Source organism: Solimonas variicoloris DSM 15731 (assembly GCF_000382285.1).
Lineage (GTDB): Bacteria > Pseudomonadota > Gammaproteobacteria > Nevskiales > Nevskiaceae > Solimonas > Solimonas variicoloris.
In genome coordinates this window covers 20,599-36,059 of the sequence record NZ_KB907949.1, presented here as the reverse complement: position 1 = coordinate 36,059, position 15,461 = coordinate 20,599, and the positions used below count along the sequence as shown (strand labels likewise).

At 65.3% G+C, this 15,461-nt stretch carries 15 protein-coding genes; 1 reads left to right on the top strand and 14 read right to left on the bottom strand.

The window, feature by feature from the left end:
* Positions 1-346: 346 nt before the first annotated feature.
* From cas2 to H149_RS0117475, 14 genes are all read right to left on the bottom strand, one after another.
* The gene (gene cas2 / locus H149_RS0117540) at positions 347-637 is read right to left on the bottom strand and encodes a CRISPR-associated endonuclease Cas2 (RefSeq protein WP_020651082.1); all 291 of its coding nucleotides are present in this window, start codon (positions 635-637) and stop codon (positions 347-349) included.
* A 4-nt stretch (positions 638-641) separates the two neighbouring features.
* Positions 642-1,682 carry a type I-C CRISPR-associated endonuclease Cas1c gene (gene cas1c, locus H149_RS0117535; RefSeq protein ID WP_020651081.1) on the bottom strand — a complete coding sequence of 347 codons (1,041 nt, stop codon included), beginning with the start codon at positions 1,680-1,682 and terminating at the stop codon, positions 642-644.
* On the bottom strand, positions 1,682-2,317 hold the full coding sequence (cas4, locus tag H149_RS0117530; protein WP_020651080.1) for a CRISPR-associated protein Cas4: 636 nt from the start codon (positions 2,315-2,317) through the stop codon (positions 1,682-1,684). Before cas4 ends, cas1c begins: the two co-directional genes overlap by 1 nt.
* A 20-nt stretch (positions 2,318-2,337) precedes the next feature.
* The gene (cas7c, locus tag H149_RS0117525; protein WP_020651079.1) at positions 2,338-3,228 is read right to left on the bottom strand and encodes a type I-C CRISPR-associated protein Cas7/Csd2; all 891 of its coding nucleotides are present in this window, start codon (positions 3,226-3,228) and stop codon (positions 2,338-2,340) included.
* A complete protein-coding gene (cas8c, locus tag H149_RS0117520) occupies positions 3,225-5,039 on the bottom strand; it encodes a type I-C CRISPR-associated protein Cas8c/Csd1 (RefSeq protein WP_020651078.1) in 1,815 nt (604 codons plus the stop codon). The genes cas7c and cas8c overlap by 4 nt, the downstream gene beginning before the upstream one ends.
* Positions 5,036-5,710 carry a type I-C CRISPR-associated protein Cas5c gene (gene cas5c / locus H149_RS0117515; protein WP_026353285.1) on the bottom strand — a complete coding sequence of 225 codons (675 nt, stop codon included), beginning with the start codon at positions 5,708-5,710 and terminating at the stop codon, positions 5,036-5,038. Before cas5c ends, cas8c begins: the two co-directional genes overlap by 4 nt.
* On the bottom strand, positions 5,686-6,051 hold the full coding sequence (locus tag H149_RS21575; RefSeq protein WP_020651076.1) for a GIY-YIG nuclease family protein: 366 nt from the start codon (positions 6,049-6,051) through the stop codon (positions 5,686-5,688). The genes cas5c and H149_RS21575 overlap by 25 nt, the downstream gene beginning before the upstream one ends.
* On the bottom strand, positions 6,045-8,312 hold the full coding sequence (locus H149_RS0117505) for a CRISPR-associated endonuclease Cas3'' (protein ID WP_026353284.1): 2,268 nt from the start codon (positions 8,310-8,312) through the stop codon (positions 6,045-6,047). The genes H149_RS21575 and H149_RS0117505 overlap by 7 nt, the downstream gene beginning before the upstream one ends.
* A gap of 177 nt (positions 8,313-8,489) precedes the next feature.
* Positions 8,490-9,443 (bottom strand): helix-turn-helix transcriptional regulator, encoded by a 954-nt coding sequence (locus tag H149_RS0117500; RefSeq protein ID WP_020651074.1) that lies wholly within the window; start codon positions 9,441-9,443, stop codon positions 8,490-8,492.
* Between the two features lie 112 nt (positions 9,444-9,555).
* The gene (gene gstA / locus H149_RS0117495) at positions 9,556-10,194 is read right to left on the bottom strand and encodes a glutathione transferase GstA (protein ID WP_020651073.1); all 639 of its coding nucleotides are present in this window, start codon (positions 10,192-10,194) and stop codon (positions 9,556-9,558) included.
* Positions 10,195-10,215: 21 nt separating this feature from the next.
* Entirely contained in the window at positions 10,216-11,115 is a 900-nt protein-coding gene (locus H149_RS21570) for an alpha/beta hydrolase (RefSeq protein WP_083931106.1), read from the bottom strand.
* Between the two features lie 22 nt (positions 11,116-11,137).
* A complete protein-coding gene (locus H149_RS0117485) occupies positions 11,138-11,740 on the bottom strand; it encodes a TetR/AcrR family transcriptional regulator (protein ID WP_020651071.1) in 603 nt (200 codons plus the stop codon).
* A 161-nt stretch (positions 11,741-11,901) separates the two neighbouring features.
* Positions 11,902-13,545: a chaperonin GroEL gene (groL, locus tag H149_RS0117480; protein ID WP_020651070.1), complete on the bottom strand. Its 1,644-nt coding sequence runs from the start codon at positions 13,543-13,545 to the stop codon at positions 11,902-11,904.
* 44 nt (positions 13,546-13,589) lie between these two features.
* Positions 13,590-13,880 carry a co-chaperone GroES gene (locus H149_RS0117475; RefSeq protein WP_020651069.1) on the bottom strand — a complete coding sequence of 97 codons (291 nt, stop codon included), beginning with the start codon at positions 13,878-13,880 and terminating at the stop codon, positions 13,590-13,592.
* A 268-nt stretch (positions 13,881-14,148) separates the two neighbouring features.
* On the opposite strand from H149_RS0117475, the gene H149_RS0117470 reads away from it, so the two are divergent.
* Entirely contained in the window at positions 14,149-15,450 is a 1,302-nt protein-coding gene (locus tag H149_RS0117470; RefSeq protein WP_020651068.1) for a sensor histidine kinase, read from the top strand.
* The last annotated feature ends 11 nt before the right edge of the window (positions 15,451-15,461 follow it).

Sequence of the window (15,461 nt, the reverse complement as noted above, 5' to 3'; positions counted from 1 at the left end):
CGATCCACGCGCCCGCGAGGGGCGCGACTCCGGTAAGCCCGGGCCGCTTCTACGAAAGCAATGTTTCGATCCACGCGCCCGCGAGGGGCGCGACGTTTAAGGGCCTTCTCAACCCGCTCGGCAATGCCCCGTTTCGATCCACGCGCCCGCGAGGGGCGCGACTCCGCAGATTTAACTCACTGACTTCTATAGGTTCAACTTGCGGCCGGCGCGAACCGGATGCGGTCACATGCTCCAAGGCTGCGCTCGCGGCGCCGGCAACGGAGATCTGGAACATTCTCAGCTTGTTAAAGAGCCGCGAACCCCATGAGCGCGGACCGGCCACTTCAGGTTCGCGCGACCACGGTCAAAAAACCAGCGGTCCGTTGAGATCCGTCGCAGGCTTTGCGCCCACGTGCTCGACACGGCGCGTCCAGTTTGCGCCCAAGTAATAGAAGCGCAGGCTGTCCAATTCCGGCTCGATCAAGTCCACGAGCTTCTGCTTAAGGCTCGCCCACTGTGCCGGCTCGACCTCGATCTCGAAGACAGATAGCTGCACGCGTTGCCCGTAGTCCTGACACGCCTTGGCCACCCTGCGCAACCTTCGCCGGCCTGCCGTGTCAATCGTGGTGACGTCGTAGCTGACCAGCACCATCATGCTGCTACTTCCATAGAAACGGCGGATACGCGTCGAGGTCGCCGCGCAGATGGCGTGCCAGCAGTTGCGCCTGCATCAATGGCAGCATGCCAATCGGCATTTTCTCGCCAATGAAAGCATGCTGGATCTCCTCGCGCTTTCTCTCCTGATAAGCCACGAGCAGATTCTTTCGCGACTCTTCTCGAAGGAGCACGACCCCATTGTCCATGGACTGGAAGTCGCGCTCGGTCAGCTGTCGCCGATTGATCATCGAAAGCACCAGCCGATCGGCCAGGAATGCGCGGAATTCTTCCATCAGATCGAGCGCCAGGCTCGGCCTTCCTGGCCGATCGCGATGCAGGAAGCCGACCGCCGGATCAAGGCCCACCGCCTCGAGCGCCGAGCGGCAGTCGTGCGTCAGCAGGGTATAGAAGAACGACAGCAGCGCATTGACGGCATCGCGCGGCGGCCGGCGATTACGTCCGCCGAAGCGAAAAAACGGCGACGAGGTACGGATCAGATGATCCAGGACTCCGAAGTAAGCCTGCGCCGCCTCCCCTTCCAGACCACGCATCAACTGCGCGTCGCTTTCCATCTGGAGCTTCGCCGAGATGCGTTCAAGCCGTTGATAGGCATGTGTCACGGCCGCCATCGCGTCCGGAGTCATCGATTCACTGTGGTCGCGCAAAGCCCGTCCGAGCACAACTCTCTGGTTGTAGAGCTTGCCAATCAGCAGATTTCGAACGATCGCGGCACAGCCCCCGGGATCATCCGAGCGCCGATATTGCTCTCGGCGCAGCAGCACATTTCCGGAGACTGGCCCTTCGACCCGCGCCATGAAGCGACCGTTCGGGCTCAGGAAACAAACGCTGATGCCCTGCTCCGCGCAATAGCCCAGCAGCGGCGGCGAGACGAGCACACGCCCGAAGCACACCAGGCTTTCGAGCATATGGGCGGGAATGCGCGCCTTCTCCTCCTGCTCAACGTCCATCACGATGTTGGCGCCGTCCTTGCGCAACCAGGCGCCTTCCGTCGTGACATACAGCGTGTTGAGCTGACGCCGCATCAGGCGGGCTCCGCAGTCTGCTGCAACAGCCAGTCGCGCACGGAGATGCGGCGCCTGAGGTCCTGCGGCCGGCAGAGTTCGAGCAACGAGCAGGCGTCGCAGCGCTTGGCCTCATATGTCGCAGTTGGCGTTCGCCTTTCATCGAGCATCCGGCGCACCGCACGGATCGTCTCCAGGGTCAGCTCGCGCAGTTCCGTATCGAAGATCACTGGCTTTCGCCGCCGCGTCTTGCCGTAGAAAAGTGCCCCCTCCGGAACTTCGCAATGAAGCATGGATTCAAGACAAAGGGCTTGCGCGCAGAGTTGAACCTCATCCGCACGATGTGCCTTCGGCCGGCCACGCTTGTATTCGATCGGGCACGGGATCAAGCCCGCCACACCCGGTCGGAACTCGACCACATCGGCCACACCGGCAATCCCGAGTTCCGGCGCCGACAGCGGCATCGACGTATCCGTGCGCACGCCGTGCCGGATCTCCACACCGGGCACATCGGCTCGATCATGCATCAGCCGCCCCTCAGCCGTGTGTCGGCTCTCCGCCCACAAGCGCTCGACATGAATCAGCGCGCACTGGCGCGGGCAGTACAGATAATGCTGAAGGGCGGACAGTGGAATCAGATCGTCTTCGTCTTCCATCGTCCGCCCCGAGCCTTCGCTTACAGGTACTCCGTGACGCTGACGCCCTGCGGGATGGCGCTCTTATCGATGCTGACGCGGTAGTCCTTGAAACTGCGTGCCGGCTCGCTTGAGTCACTGGCGCGCTCGATCTTCACTGCATCGAACAGCACGTGAGCCGGCGCATTACCCATCGGACTTTCGTGCTCGAAGATGACGAGCTTGCGTGCCGCCATCTCGCCACGCGCGGCCGAGCGGTCGTGCTCGAACATGTTGGCGAGCGCCCGCCACAGCAGTGCCAGATCGTCCGTCGAAAAGCCGGTCCGCTCCGCCAGCTTGGCAGACACGAAGCCATGCGCGCGGTACAACCCGTACGGCAGGATGTGCTTGCGCCCCATGGTCCGGTTGTCGCCGCTCTGCGCATCGGCTTCCTTCTCGGTCGTCACCGCCATGCGCGTGATGGCGATTTCGAGAGGAATGACCGGCTCCACGGAGGACGCAAACGCCAACTGCACGGGACCGCGGACCTGTCCGGCGTTGACGCCTGTCGTCATCACGGCGCCGAACGTGCGGACGTCGAAGAAGTTCGAGCACATCCACGCCGTGATCTCGCGCGATTTGGCCTCGTCCTTCGGAAGCTTCTTGTACGCCTCCTTGGCATCCGGCGGGATCTTCAGCGCTTCCCAGGCTTTCTGGTGCTGCTGATTCAGAATGGCCTTCTCCTTCATGTAGATCGCATAGCCCGGCGCATCTTCCTTCTCCAGCGCCACGAAGTTGCGGATCTTCCGCTTGAGGCTGACGTCGGTCACCAGACCGCGGTTGGTCTCGGGATCGAGCCGCGGCAGGTTGCCGGCGTCCGGATCGCCATTCGGATTTCCGTTGGCCACGTCGAACAAATAGACGAACTCGTAGCGATGCGCGATCACGCTCATGACTGTGCCCCCTCCGTATCGGTTTCGGTTTCCTGCGCGGCGTCAGGCTCGGCCGCGCGCTTCGTGAAATAGGACTGCGATTGGTGGTAGTAGCCGATCGCGAAACGGCCCTGGTCCTCGATGTGCAGACTGCGCGGGAACTGGTCCGGCAGACCGTCGACGATTTCTCGCACGTCCCGCTCCAGGTTCACCGCCTGCCCGGGCCGCTCCTTGCGCAGCTTGGCCAGATGGTTTTGCGTGTTGCGCAGCAGGACCGGGAAGATCGACGCCGGCGTCGCCGATGCCGCGCCGTAATAGCGATCCCGGATCGTGGCGTTCACCTGGCCGCCGAGCGCACTGCGCTGCACATACTCCAGCACGGCAAACAGGCGCCCCAGCAGATACGCCGGCTGCGTGGATTCCTTGTCGAGACTCACGGGGACCTCCTCTTCAGAATCAGATGAATGCGCATTGCGCGAGAGCACTGCCTTGCAGATGGCGACGCGCACGCCCGAGATCTCGCCATCGGCGCGCATTCGCATCAGCACGTTGGCGAGCAGGCTGGCGGGATAGCGCCCCCCGGTCAGAATGGCTCGTAGCAGTTCGCCGGCCAGCTGCGGCGGAACGTCTTCGCTCTTGGCTCGGCCATCGCGCGAGGGCGCCGTCGCCAACGCCAGTCGCCATGCGGAGGGAGCCGTCCTCCACGGCTGCGGTTCAATGCGCAGATCGCGCTCATGCTGTACGAGATGGCGGGCCAGATCGCCGAACGTGTCGACGAGCCAGAAGCGGATAGAGAGACGCGAAGCGTTGGGCGCGAGGCCGAGGACAAACATCCGCGTTCCTGCCGCAAGATCCGGATCGATCTCGGCCAGAGGGCGGCCCTGCTCGATTCCGTGCAATACCCGGCGCAGCTTTTCGGCCTCGCTGTCATCGGTATCAGTCGGGTTCAGCAGCATGGCGAACGTGGTTTCCGCACACGCAGCCTCCGCGACCTTGTCGGCTTCCGCCCAGAACACGACGGTCGTGTCGCCCACAGTCAGGTTCTGGCGGTGATGTTCGCTACGCCGCAAGAGGTAGTTCAGAGCCGACGTATAGGCAAATGCCGCCTGCTCGGAAACCGGCGCGTTGTAGCCCTGCATCTTTCCGTAGGACGTAAACGCTTCCTGGTTGAAAGAAACGATCGAAGCGCCAGAGCTCTGCGCGCCCATGACGCCCTTGATCGAGGGATGCAGACTCGCAATGGGCGCCCTCTGTCCCGTCACCAGACAGACGGCCGGAGCCGCTGCATCGTCCTCATCGCCCGGCGTCGCCGACAGAAGCCGTGCCCGGACGGCCTTGGCAGCGGCACGGTCGTGTAGGTAGTCGTGCTCCCCATCGAGCCTGAAGACGACGTTTGCGTCCTTCATCTCCTCGCTGAACAGCGGGCCGCAAAACTGATCCGGCGTCCAACGGCTGAGGAAAGCCGAGAACGCCAGGAGCCCCTCGTCAGTCTCGCCGGCGAGTGCCTGCTCGTGCAGCGTCCGGAACGCCGCATGCTCCTGCTCAGTCCGCTTGCTCGCCGCACTGACGCCGAGCACATAGCTCGTCTTGTCCCATAGGAAGCAAGGCGCGACGTTGCTCGATCGTTTGGGCGGCTGGGGCACCTCGATTAAGGTCGGAACGGGCTTCTTTCCCGACGTATCGCGGACATCATTGACGTCGACGACGTTTCCATTGCGATCGAGGACGATCGCATAGCTGATCTTTTCCGGACTGTAGCCGTACGGTGCGATGCCGTCGGCGTCGCGCTCGACCAGCCGGTGGTAATAGCGATCCAGCGCTTGCAGGATCATGCCTTCACCTCGTCGCTGGTCCACGGCGGAACGTCGATCACGCCGTCGATCATGCGTGCCCGGAAGAAGCGGGATGTCGCGTCGTCGGAGAAGTCGATGTCGTGAAGCATCCAGCCCAGATCACGCTCGCCGGCCAGCGCGGCATCTGGTGTCGGTATCGGCTCTTCGGATTCCAGCAGCCGGAAATGCGCCGGGAACTCGCGAACCCCCATGCAGGGCGCATGGAAGTGCTGCCCCTTTCGGGCCCGGCGATTGAAAATATCGAGGTGCTTGCCGACATTGTCATCCGGCCCGGCTCGATCCGTCAGCTCGAAGTGAGCAGCGATCACATAGGCCACATCGCGCAGCACCGTGGCCGCACGCTGCTGCCGGTCCTCGTCCACGCAGGTGGCCAAGCCGTCCGTAGACCCCGCCTTCATCGCCTTGACCACGCTGGCAGAAGACAACTTGGAACCGACCTCGTTACGCCGGATCGACTCGAAACGGATCGGCTTCAGCACATGAATGCGGTCGACATGCCAGCGGATCGCCGGTTTCCAGTGGATCGCTTCGAGGATGCCGCGCGCGGCAGACGGTGTGATGACGTCGTAACTGACGCGTTCCACTTTCATCTCGGGGCGCGTGAAGCAGGCTCGTTCGCCCCAAATCAATAGACGGATTCCGAAGCCCATGGCCCCTCCTGCCCGTTTGCACAACTCGAAGCGGTCAGCGCATTCGGCCTGAAGCGAGGCCAGCGGTTGTAGCCAGTGTTCGGATCGTTGGCTTTCCATTGCCTGATCAGCTGAACTTCCATCCTGTTGACCTCCTGCAAGGTCGCCGTGCTGGATTCCCAGAGCACCGTTCTTCTGACGACAAAATCCCGGCGCTGTTCGTCGCCGAAGTCCCTGGCGACCAGAGTGTCGTCCGCACTTCCAAAGTAGTTGATGCTGTTGGTCATATCCTTGCCGACATAGATCTTCCCATTCGGATACGTGATCAGATAAATGATCGCCTTTCGCACCTCGCTCACCATGTCAGGCGCTCCGAGCGTACAAACGTCGCATTGTCGGAGTTCAATCCCAAACGATGGTCGTAGAGATCCGCGTTCGCCAACAGCATGAATTGCTCGCCCCATTTCTCCGGTGCAACGGCTTGTATCGCCCCTGCGCCGCACAGCGCCCCGAACGCCTTATCCGGCAGCTGGACCAAGTAACGCTGCAGACGCCGCGCGATGCCACCCACCTTGTCGGCGTGATACAGCGAGTCGACCAGACCTTTCGCGTCGCCGTCGTCGCCGTAGAGGACGATCACCGGCTTCTGGGCCGAATCGATCATCCGGAACTTCGCGGCCAGCGTCTCCATCGGCAGGCTGTCGGTGCGGCTGTTTCTCAGGAGGCCAAGCAGATTTCCAGCGTCCAGCTGTTGATCGCCCTTCTGCCAGTACAGCGTCCGGAAGTACGCCTCGACGGCTGCGGGCGACAGGGGATCATCGCCATGCTGGCGCAGGGTCTCGCGCGCCGCCTGAGCGAACTGCTTGAGCTCCGGCGGCGGTACCCATTCATCGTTGCCAGGATCGAACACGAGCACTTCGCTCTGCGCCACCGGCCACTCGCCGTTGCGATTGCAGCGACCTGCCGCCTGCGCAATCGAGTCGAGCCCGGCTTCCGCCCGCAGCACGGCCGGAAAAGAGACATCGACGCCTGCCTCGATCAGCGACGTCGCCACCAGGCGGCAAGGCTCGCCGCGCTTGAGCATGCCGCGCACCTCGGCCAATACCTCGCTGCGATGGCGCGCGCACATCAGCGTGGTCAGATGCCGCGCACCGGGCAGATCGGCCATCGCCTGATAGACCGCCCTCGCATGCCGGCGGTTGTTGACGATGCAGAGAACCTGTTCGCGCGCCCGCATCTGCGCGGCCAGAGCCGCGTCATCCAGCACGCCGATGTGCCGGACCCGGACGCGTTCGAGCCTGCGGAACAGCTGCGCCGGTTCCGGCGCCAGTTCGCGAACTTTCTCAAGTCCGCCTTCGAACCCGCGCGCGCCTTCGAATTTCGGCGCTTCCAATGCCGGCTGGGTCGCCGTGCAAAGCACAACGCTGCAACGATAGTTCCTCGCCAGTTCGTCGATCGCCGCGACCGATGGCCGCAGCAGCTTGAGCGGCAGCGTCTGCGCTTCATCGAGGATGACGACGCTCGCGGCAATGTTGTGCAGCTTGCGACACTGCGCGGGGCGAGCTGCAAACAGGCTCTCGAAGAACTGCACGGCAGTCGTGACGATGATCGGGGCATCCCAGTTCTCCATCGCCAGCCGCAGCTTCTCATGCGCCTGATAGCGGTCCGGCGCATCCCTGGGCGGGGGCGCGGCCACAAAAGCACTGTGATGCTCCAACACGGCGGCGTCACCCAGATCGCCCAACGCCGCCCTGAACACGGCGGCGTTCTGCTCGACGATGCTGGTGAACGGAATCACGAAGATCACGCGGCGAAGACCGTGTCGGATGGCGTGATCCAGCGCAAAGGCCAGCGACGCCAGTGTCTTGCCGCCGCCCGTTGGCACCGTTAGAGAGAACAGGCCCAAATCAAGCCCCGCCTGCGCCCGCATGTGGCGAAGAATGTCGGCGCGCACTGCGTTGACCGGCGTGTCCGCCACAAAGCGCCCGAGATACCTGTCGAGGCGTGAGCGCAGATCCACGAGTGCCGGCGTCGACGCATCGCGGTGTGAGGCTCTACGCTCGACGCGATCGTAGAACGCCTCGGTGTCCAGATAGTCAGCGTCGACCAAGCACGAGAAAAGCATGCGCGCCAGAAAGGCGAGCTGAAAAGAACCCTGATCCGCTCTGGAACGAAAGCCTTGCGGGTGCGGGACCGAATCCGGCAGCGTGATTTCGCGCTGCCACTCCGCGAACAGCGGCGGCAATCCGACGCCCCTGAGCCGGTCGCGTAGCGAAGTGCGCTCGCGCGTCTCGCCGCCGTCGGTGCCGTTGGCCAGGCCCGCATGATGCCCGGCGATCGCGTACGCGAGCAGATGACCGATCGGCCCATACCGCTCGACGGCCAGCATCGCGCCGCGTGTGGCGTGGTCGACGCGGATCGCATCGCCGGCGATGCGTCGCTGGAACTCCTCGGTGTACTTGCCGATGTCGTGCAGCAGGCCGGCCACGCGGGCCATGTCGGCGCCACCGAACGGCGCTGCGCGCAGCGCAGCCAATTGCGCCGTATTGCGCAGATGCTCGGCGAGCGGTTGCCAGTCAGAGCAATCCGGCTTACTGGTGGAATGCGCATAACAGAGTCTCATGCGTCACCGACGCATCCGATGCATGTCAGTCGCACTCATGAAACGCCCCCGACCATTTGCGCCCCCCTGGCGATCAACCGGCGCCCCGTACGCCGCCCCGCGCGCCTGCGAGGAGTGTGCAACTCCACCGTACCGTAATGTGAGCCCTGTTTCTCACAAAGCGCGGAAGCCGATCGCCTACCGATAGCGCTCCACCGCGGCCGCGAGGCGGGCCTTGACTGCTTCACGCAGCGTCGGCGGCGCCAGCACCTCCACATCGGGTCCGTAGCGAAGGATGTCGAGGATCAGTTCTTCGTCACGGTGATAGGGAACGGACAGTTCGTAGCTGCCGTCGGGCAGCCAGACGGACTGTTGCAGCGGGTGCCAGGTTTCGGCGGAGACCCAGCGCGCCCGTTCCGCCGTGAAGCGGAGGATCGCGGTCGCGGTCGGCGTTCCGGAGAAGATGCCGTAGGAACCAGCCAGCTCGTCGTCGAGCCGCTCGGGGCTGACGTCCTCGGCCGGCGCGTCGAGCGCCTCGGCCGCACGCACGCAGTCGACGGCGAAGGTGCGCAGGCCATTCGACTTGTGACACCAGGCGTCGAGATACCAGTTGTCGCGATAGTGCGTCAGCCGCTGCGGCGAGATCTCGCGCTCGCTGATCTGGCCGGTGCCGCGCGCCTCGTAGGCGATGCGCAGGCGCTGGCGCTGCAGCACGGCAGCGGCGATCGTCGCGAAGTGCTGGCCCGGTGGGCGCGCCGCGGCGCGCAGCAAGCGGATACGTCCCGCTTCGCCGGTCTGCAGATTCTGTGACTTGAGGATCTGGTTGAGGCGCTCGCGCAGCGGCGCGAGCGCGTCGTCGAGCAGGCCCGGCTGAAAGGTCGCGAGCAGCTGCTGCAGACTGAGCAGAGCCTGCAGTTCCTCGGCGGAAAACCAGAAACCCGGCAGTTCGTAGGCGGCGTCGGTGTAGCGATAGCCGCGCGGCTCGCGCGAGCTTTCGATCGGCGCGCCGAGCACGTCGCGCAGATAGGCAAGGACGCGCTTGGTGGTCGCACGCGAGCATTCGAGCTCGCTCATCACGCGCTCGAACGGCACCGGATAGCGCCGGCTCTTCAGCAGGCGATGCAGGCGGTAGACGTGCTCGAAGGATTTCACGGTCCAAGCGTAGCGCAAAAAATCGGGGCGCCCGATGGCGCCCCGGCAAGCGGATTCCGTGCTGCGTCTTTTTCCGTCAGCGCCGATTCGGCGAAGACGGCCTGCGGGACGATCAGGCCTTCTTCGCGTAACGCTCCCGTTCGCGCCGCATGACCTCGCGCACCACGGGCAGTTCGAGCAGACGCCGGTGGTACGCAGACAGCGCCGGCCATCGCTGCATCGGCATCCTGGCGTACTGCACCCAGTTGAGAACCGCCAGCAGATACGCATCGGCGACGGTGAAGTGCTCGGCGGCCAGCCACTCGCGGTTCTGCAGCTGCGGATCGAGATAGTCGAGGCGCGCCTCGAGCAGGCCGAGCACGTAGCGCTGCAGCGCTTCCGGCGGCAGCACGTTCTGCTTGTGCGCGCTGAAGTACGGATTGAAGACCGACTTGTGCAGCTCGGTGGCGATGAAGTTCAGCCATTCCTGCAGGCGGTAGCGCGCCTCGCTGCCGGGCGGCGGCACAAGCTGCGCCTGCGGTGCGCGATCGCCGATGTATTGCAGCACGGCGGCGCTCTCCGTCAGCACGCTGCCGTCGTCGAGTTCGAGCGCCGGCACGAGACCCTTCGGGTTGATGCTGTAGTAGTCGCGGCCATCGTCGGTGCGCTTGGCCTGGTTGTCGACCCAGACCAGTTCGAACGGCAATCCGGCCGCGAGCAGTGCGAGGTGGGACGCCAGCGAGCAGGACATTGCGTCGGCGTACAGTTTCATGGGCAACTCTCCTGAGTTGATTCAGCGTTGCGATGCCGCGAGGAAATGCCGCGCCGCGTCGATGCAGGCCGCATCCTTCAGTACGCGCAGATGGCCGAGACCCTCGGCGCGATGCAGGCGCGCTAGCGGCCAGCGCCGCTGCAGCAGCTCGCCTTCCTGCAGGGAGACCTCGCGATCGCCGGTGCCGTGGATCACGAGCAGCGGCACGCGCAGATCGGGCGCCAGATCGGCCGGCGCGATCTCGGCGAACGTGAGGCCCAGCCAGGCCTCGGCGCGGCGCTGGAAGCGCGTCCATGTCGCCGCCGACATGCCGAGGCCGCCGCGGAAGCGGGCCCAGATCGCGTCGAAGCGCGCAGGCGGTGCGAAGAAGACGGCACGCCGCACGGCGAGGCCGCGCGACAGTGCGAGCGTGCTGCCGGCCGAGCCGAGCGAGTGCGCGATCAGCGCGTCGATGCCGCCGAGCCCTTGCGCCACATGCGCGATCGCATCGGCGAAGTGCCGTACCGAGGCGCGGTCGCCGGAGGACAGGCCGTGGCCCGGCAGGTCGACCGCGACGACTTCATAGCCGGCGGCGACCAAGGGCTCGACCAGCGCCGTCATCTGCCCGGCGTGACCGCCCCAGCCGTGCACGAGCAGCGCGCGCGGCCCCTCGCCCCAGCGCCAGATGGCGAGACGGTCGCCGCGGTGTTCGATGGTGCCGCGGCGGCCGGCGTCGAGAATCTCGCGCTCCTCCTCGCGCAAGACGGCGCGCGGCGGCGTGAAGAAAAGGCGCTGCGCCAGGCGGGCGGCGAGCGTCGGCGCGAGGCGGTCGAGAATGCGGAACGTCGGGCGCAGGAAAGGCTGCGATCTTGTTTTAGATCGAACGATCGTGCTTTTTACGGACGAATCGACAGGCGAAGCAGTGAGCGGCTGTGTGGCCATGGAACTCCCCTGGGTAGCGGGACTACGGAACGGAGCGGCTGCGGGCGAGCAGCGCGTCGAAAATCGCTTGCGCGCGCGGCAGCGCGTCGGCCTCGCGCATCAGCCGCCACGCGCTCTGGAACACCATGGCGATGCCGAGCATCTCGTGCGCGAACACGGCTGGATCGAGATCGCGGCGGAAATGCCCTTCGTCGATCGCGCCCTGCACGGCGCGCATGATGGCGTCGCGCCAGTCCTTCTGCGACTGCACGAGGCGATCGCGCACGGCCCCGTCGCGGCCCGCGTATTCGCTGGTGAGCTTCTGGAAAATGCAGCCGCGCCGCGCATCGTCGCCGCGTATCCATTCGAGGTACTTGTCGAACAGCCGCCGCACACGCGGCTCGCCGCGCGGCGTCGCCAGAACCGGCTGCAGCACTTGCACGGTGAAGCGCGTGATCGCCTCCTGCAGGACTTCCAGCTGCAGCGCTTCCTTCGACTTGAAGTGCGCGAACAGGCCGCTCTTCGACAGGCCGGTCTCCTCGGCGAGCGCGCCGATCGACACGCCTTCGAGCCCGACCTCGCCCGCCATCGTCAGCGCGCGGTCCAGGATCAGCCTGCGGGTTTGTTCGCCTTTACTCAGATTCATGTGGCGAATTTAGCACGATCGGTCGTTTTGTAAAACCGTCGTGCCTGACGCAAAAAAAAATCGGGGCGCCCGAAGGCGCCCCGATCGAACAGCGGACTGCTTGCCTTGCCGGCCGGCGCCACGGATGGCGCCGGCCGGTCAGGACGACATACCGGGATTTCTTAGAAATCGCCCATGCCGCCCATGCCGCCCATGCCGCCACCCGGCATCGCCGGCGCTTCAGCCTTCTGCGGCAGTTCGGCGATCATCGCTTCCGTCGTCAGCAGCAGGCCAGCGACCGAGGCCGCGTTCTGCAGCGCGAGGCGCGTGACCTTGGCCGGGTCGATGATGCCCATCTCGATCATGTCGCCGTACTCGCCCGAACCGGCGTTGTAGCCGAACGCCGCCTTGCCTTCGGCGACCTTGTTCAGGACGACCGAAGCTTCTTCGCCGGCGTTCTTGACGATCTGGCGCAGCGGCTCCTGGATGGCGCGCTTGAGGATGCCGATGCCGACCGTCTGGTCTTCATTGGCGCCCTTGAGCTTCTCGAGCACCTTCGACGCGCGGACCAGCATGACGCCGCCGCCGGCCACGATGCCTTCCTCGACGGCCGCACGGGTCGCGTGCAGGGCGTCTTCGACGCGCGCCTTCTTTTCCTTCATCTCGACTTCGGTCGCGGCACCGACCTTGATCACGGCGACGCCGCCGGAGAGCTTGGCCAGACGCTCCTGCAGCTTTTCCTTGTCGTAGTCGCTGGTCGCGGCTTCGACCTGGGCCTTGATCTCCTTGATGCGCGAGGTGATCGCGTCCTTCTTGCCGGCGCCGTCGATGACGGTGGTGTTTTCCTTCTCGATCTGCACCTTCTTGGCGGTGCCGAGATCGGCGAGCGAAGCCTTCTCGAGCGACAGGCCCAGCTCTTCGGTGATGACCGTGCCGCCGGTGAGGATGGCGATGTCCTTGAGCATTTCCTTGCGGCGGTCGCCGAAGCCCGGCGCCTTGACGGCGGCGACCTTCAGGATGCCACGCAGGTTGTTGACGACGAGGGTGGCGAGCGCTTCGCCTTCGACGTCTTCGGCAACGATCAGCAGCGGCTTGCCGCTCTTGGCGACGCCTTCGAGGACCGGCAGCAGCTCGCGGATGTTGCTGATCTTCTTGTCGGTGATCAGGATCAGCGGGCTGTCGAGCTCGACCTGCTGGCTCTGCGCGTTGTTGATGAAGTACGGCGAGAGGTAGCCGCGGTCGAACTGCATGCCTTCGACGACGTTCAGCTCGTTCTCGAGGCCCGAGCCGTCTTCGACGGTGATCACGCCTTCCTTGCCGACCTTGTCCATCGCGTCGGCGATGATCTTGCCGATCGCTTCATCGGCGTTGGCCGAGACGGTGCCGACCTGCGCGATCGCCTTGCGATCCTTGCACGGCACGGCGTTCTTCTTGATCTCTTCGGTGACGGCTTCGACGGCCTTGTCGATGCCGCGCTTGATGTCCATCGGGTCGATGCCGGCGGTGACCGACTTCAGGCCTTCGTTGACGATCGCCTGGGCGAGCACCGTGGCGGTCGTGGTGCCGTCACCGGCCTCGTCGGAGGTCTTGCTGGCGACTTCCTTGACGAGCTGGGCGCCCATGTTCTCGAACTTGTCCTTCAGCTCGATTTCCTTGGCGACGCTGACGCCGTCCTTGGTGACGGTCGGGGCGCCGAACGCCTTGTCGAGCACGACGTTGCGGCCCTTCGGGCCGAGGGTGACCTTGACGGCGTTGGCGAGCACGTTGACGCCAGCGACCATGCGCGAACGGGCGTCGTCACCGAACTTCACTTCTTTGGCAGCCATTTCAATTCCTCTTTAAAGCGATGTAGTGCGATGGGAAGAGCGGATTACTTGGCGAACACGGCGATGACGTCGTCTTCGCGCATGACCAGCAGGTCCTGGCCGTCGACCTTCACTTCCGAACCCGAATACTTGCCGAACAGCACGGTGTCGCCGACCTTGAGGTCGAGCGGAATCGGCTTGCCGGCTTCGTCCTTCTTGCCCGGACCGACGGCGAGGATCTCGCCCTTCACCGGCTTTTCAGCGGCGTTGTCCGGAATGATGATGCCGCCGGCCGACTTCTTCTCTTCCTCGAGACGCTTGACGATCACGCGATCGTGCAGGGGACGAAGCTTCATGGTGAATCTCCCGATAGGTCAATGAGTTGATGATTCCCGCGGCGGATGCCCGGTACCGTTCTGGGCGGCCCTATTAGCACTCGCCATCGAAGGCTGCTAATTGTTGGGGACGGCCTCGCGGGATTCAAGGGGGCCGGCGCCAAACAACCATCCGGGGCATCCGGCCGGCGCCGACCGACCGGGCTGCGGCCGGGGTCCCGGCCCCGCCGGCGCGGGCACGGCGGGCGCAATGAGGGCGTCATCTGCCTGTCGTAGGCTCGCGCGCCTGATGAACGCCCCCCAACCCGCTGACGCCCCGGACGACCTCGGCCGTCTGCGGCTCGACGTCGTGCCGCTGCGCCTCACCGCCACCGTCGACGAGGCCGCGGACACCTTCCTGCTCCCCGCGCACGCCCGTCTGCTGTGCCTGCCCATCGTCAGCGGCGCGCGCGTGGTCGGCACGATCAGCCGGCACACGCTCAATAACGTCTTCCTGCGCCGCTTCGGGCGCGACCTCTACGGCGGCCGGCCGGTGAGCAGCCTGATGAACGCCGAGCCCTTGCGCGTCGAGCTGAGCGCCCCGCTCGAAGACGCGGCGCGCTACGTCGCCGCCCATCTCGGCGCGCCGATCACCGAGGACTTCATCCTCGAACAGGACGGCACTTACGCCGGCATGGGCATCGCCGTCGACCTTCTGGCCGCCCTGCAACGCCGCGTCGACGCGGCCTTCGTCGCGCTCAAGGCCTCGCAGGCGCAGCTCGTGCAGTCCGAGAAAATGGCCTCGCTCGGCCAGATGGTCGCCGGCGTCGCCCACGAGATCAACACGCCGCTCGGCTACGTGCGCAACAACGTCGAGATGATCCGCGGCCTGTTCGAGGAAGGCGTGGCGGCATTGACCGAGCACCACCGGCTGGTGTCGATGCTGACCGCGGACGCCCTCGACGAAACGGCGCTGGCCGCGCAGATCGGCCGCTGCCAGCAACTCGGCGCCTCGCTCGCCGACCCCGAGCTGCTGCAGGACACGCGCGACCTGTTCCGCGACACGCTGCACGGCGCCGACACGATCAAGGATCTGGTCGTCAACCTGCGCAACTTCTCGCGCCTGGACCAGGCGCGCACCGCCGAGGTGTCGCTGAACGACTGCCTCGAACAGACGCTGGTGATCGCCCGCAACGCGATCAAGAACCGCCTCGAGCTGATCCGGCGCTACGACCCCGAGCTGCCGCCGGTGCGCTGTTCGCCGTCGCAGATCAACCAGGTGCTGCTCAACATCGTCACCAATGCCGCCCAGGCGGTGCCGGACGACGGCGGCAAGCTGCTGCTGAAGACCGAAGCCGACGCCGACTGGGTGCGCGTGCATATCCAGGACAACGGCCGCGGCATCGCCGCCGAGCACCTGCAGCGCATCTTCGACCCGTTCTTCACGACCAAGCCGATCGGCCAGGGCACCGGTCTCGGCCTGTCGATCTCGCACCAGATCGTGCAGGCCCACGGCGGCGCGATCCACGTCGTCTCCGAGCCCGGGCGCGGCACCAAGTTCGTCATCTCGCTGCCGCGCCATCTCGCCCCGGCCGCATCGCTGGCCGCCTGAGGCCGCACCAC

Bases quoted from the DNA above. Each gene is read 5' to 3' on its own strand.
- cas2 (WP_020651082.1), bottom strand. From the start codon at position 637: ATGATGGTGCTGGTCAGCTACGACGTCACCACGATTGACACGGCAGGC.
- cas1c (WP_020651081.1), bottom strand. From the start codon at position 1,682: ATGCGGCGTCAGCTCAACACGCTGTATGTCACGACGGAAGGCGCCTGG.
- cas4 (WP_020651080.1), bottom strand. From the start codon at position 2,317: ATGGAAGACGAAGACGATCTGATTCCACTGTCCGCCCTTCAGCATTAT.
- cas7c (WP_020651079.1), bottom strand. From the start codon at position 3,228: ATGAGCGTGATCGCGCATCGCTACGAGTTCGTCTATTTGTTCGACGTG.
- cas8c (WP_020651078.1), bottom strand. From the start codon at position 5,039: ATGATCCTGCAAGCGCTGGATCGCTATTACCACCGGCTGGTCGAGCGC.
- cas5c (WP_026353285.1), bottom strand. From the start codon at position 5,710: ATGGGCTTCGGAATCCGTCTATTGATTTGGGGCGAACGAGCCTGCTTC.
- H149_RS21575 (WP_020651076.1), bottom strand. From the start codon at position 6,051: ATGGTGAGCGAGGTGCGAAAGGCGATCATTTATCTGATCACGTATCCG.
- H149_RS0117505 (WP_026353284.1), bottom strand. From the start codon at position 8,312: ATGAGACTCTGTTATGCGCATTCCACCAGTAAGCCGGATTGCTCTGAC.
- gstA (WP_020651073.1), bottom strand. From the start codon at position 10,194: ATGAAACTGTACGCCGACGCAATGTCCTGCTCGCTGGCGTCCCACCTC.
- H149_RS21570 (WP_083931106.1), bottom strand. From the start codon at position 11,115: ATGGCCACACAGCCGCTCACTGCTTCGCCTGTCGATTCGTCCGTAAAA.
- H149_RS0117485 (WP_020651071.1), bottom strand. From the start codon at position 11,740: ATGAATCTGAGTAAAGGCGAACAAACCCGCAGGCTGATCCTGGACCGC.
- groL (WP_020651070.1), bottom strand. From the start codon at position 13,545: ATGGCTGCCAAAGAAGTGAAGTTCGGTGACGACGCCCGTTCGCGCATG.
- H149_RS0117475 (WP_020651069.1), bottom strand. From the start codon at position 13,880: ATGAAGCTTCGTCCCCTGCACGATCGCGTGATCGTCAAGCGTCTCGAG.
- H149_RS0117470 (WP_020651068.1), top strand. From the start codon at position 14,149: ATGAACGCCCCCCAACCCGCTGACGCCCCGGACGACCTCGGCCGTCTG.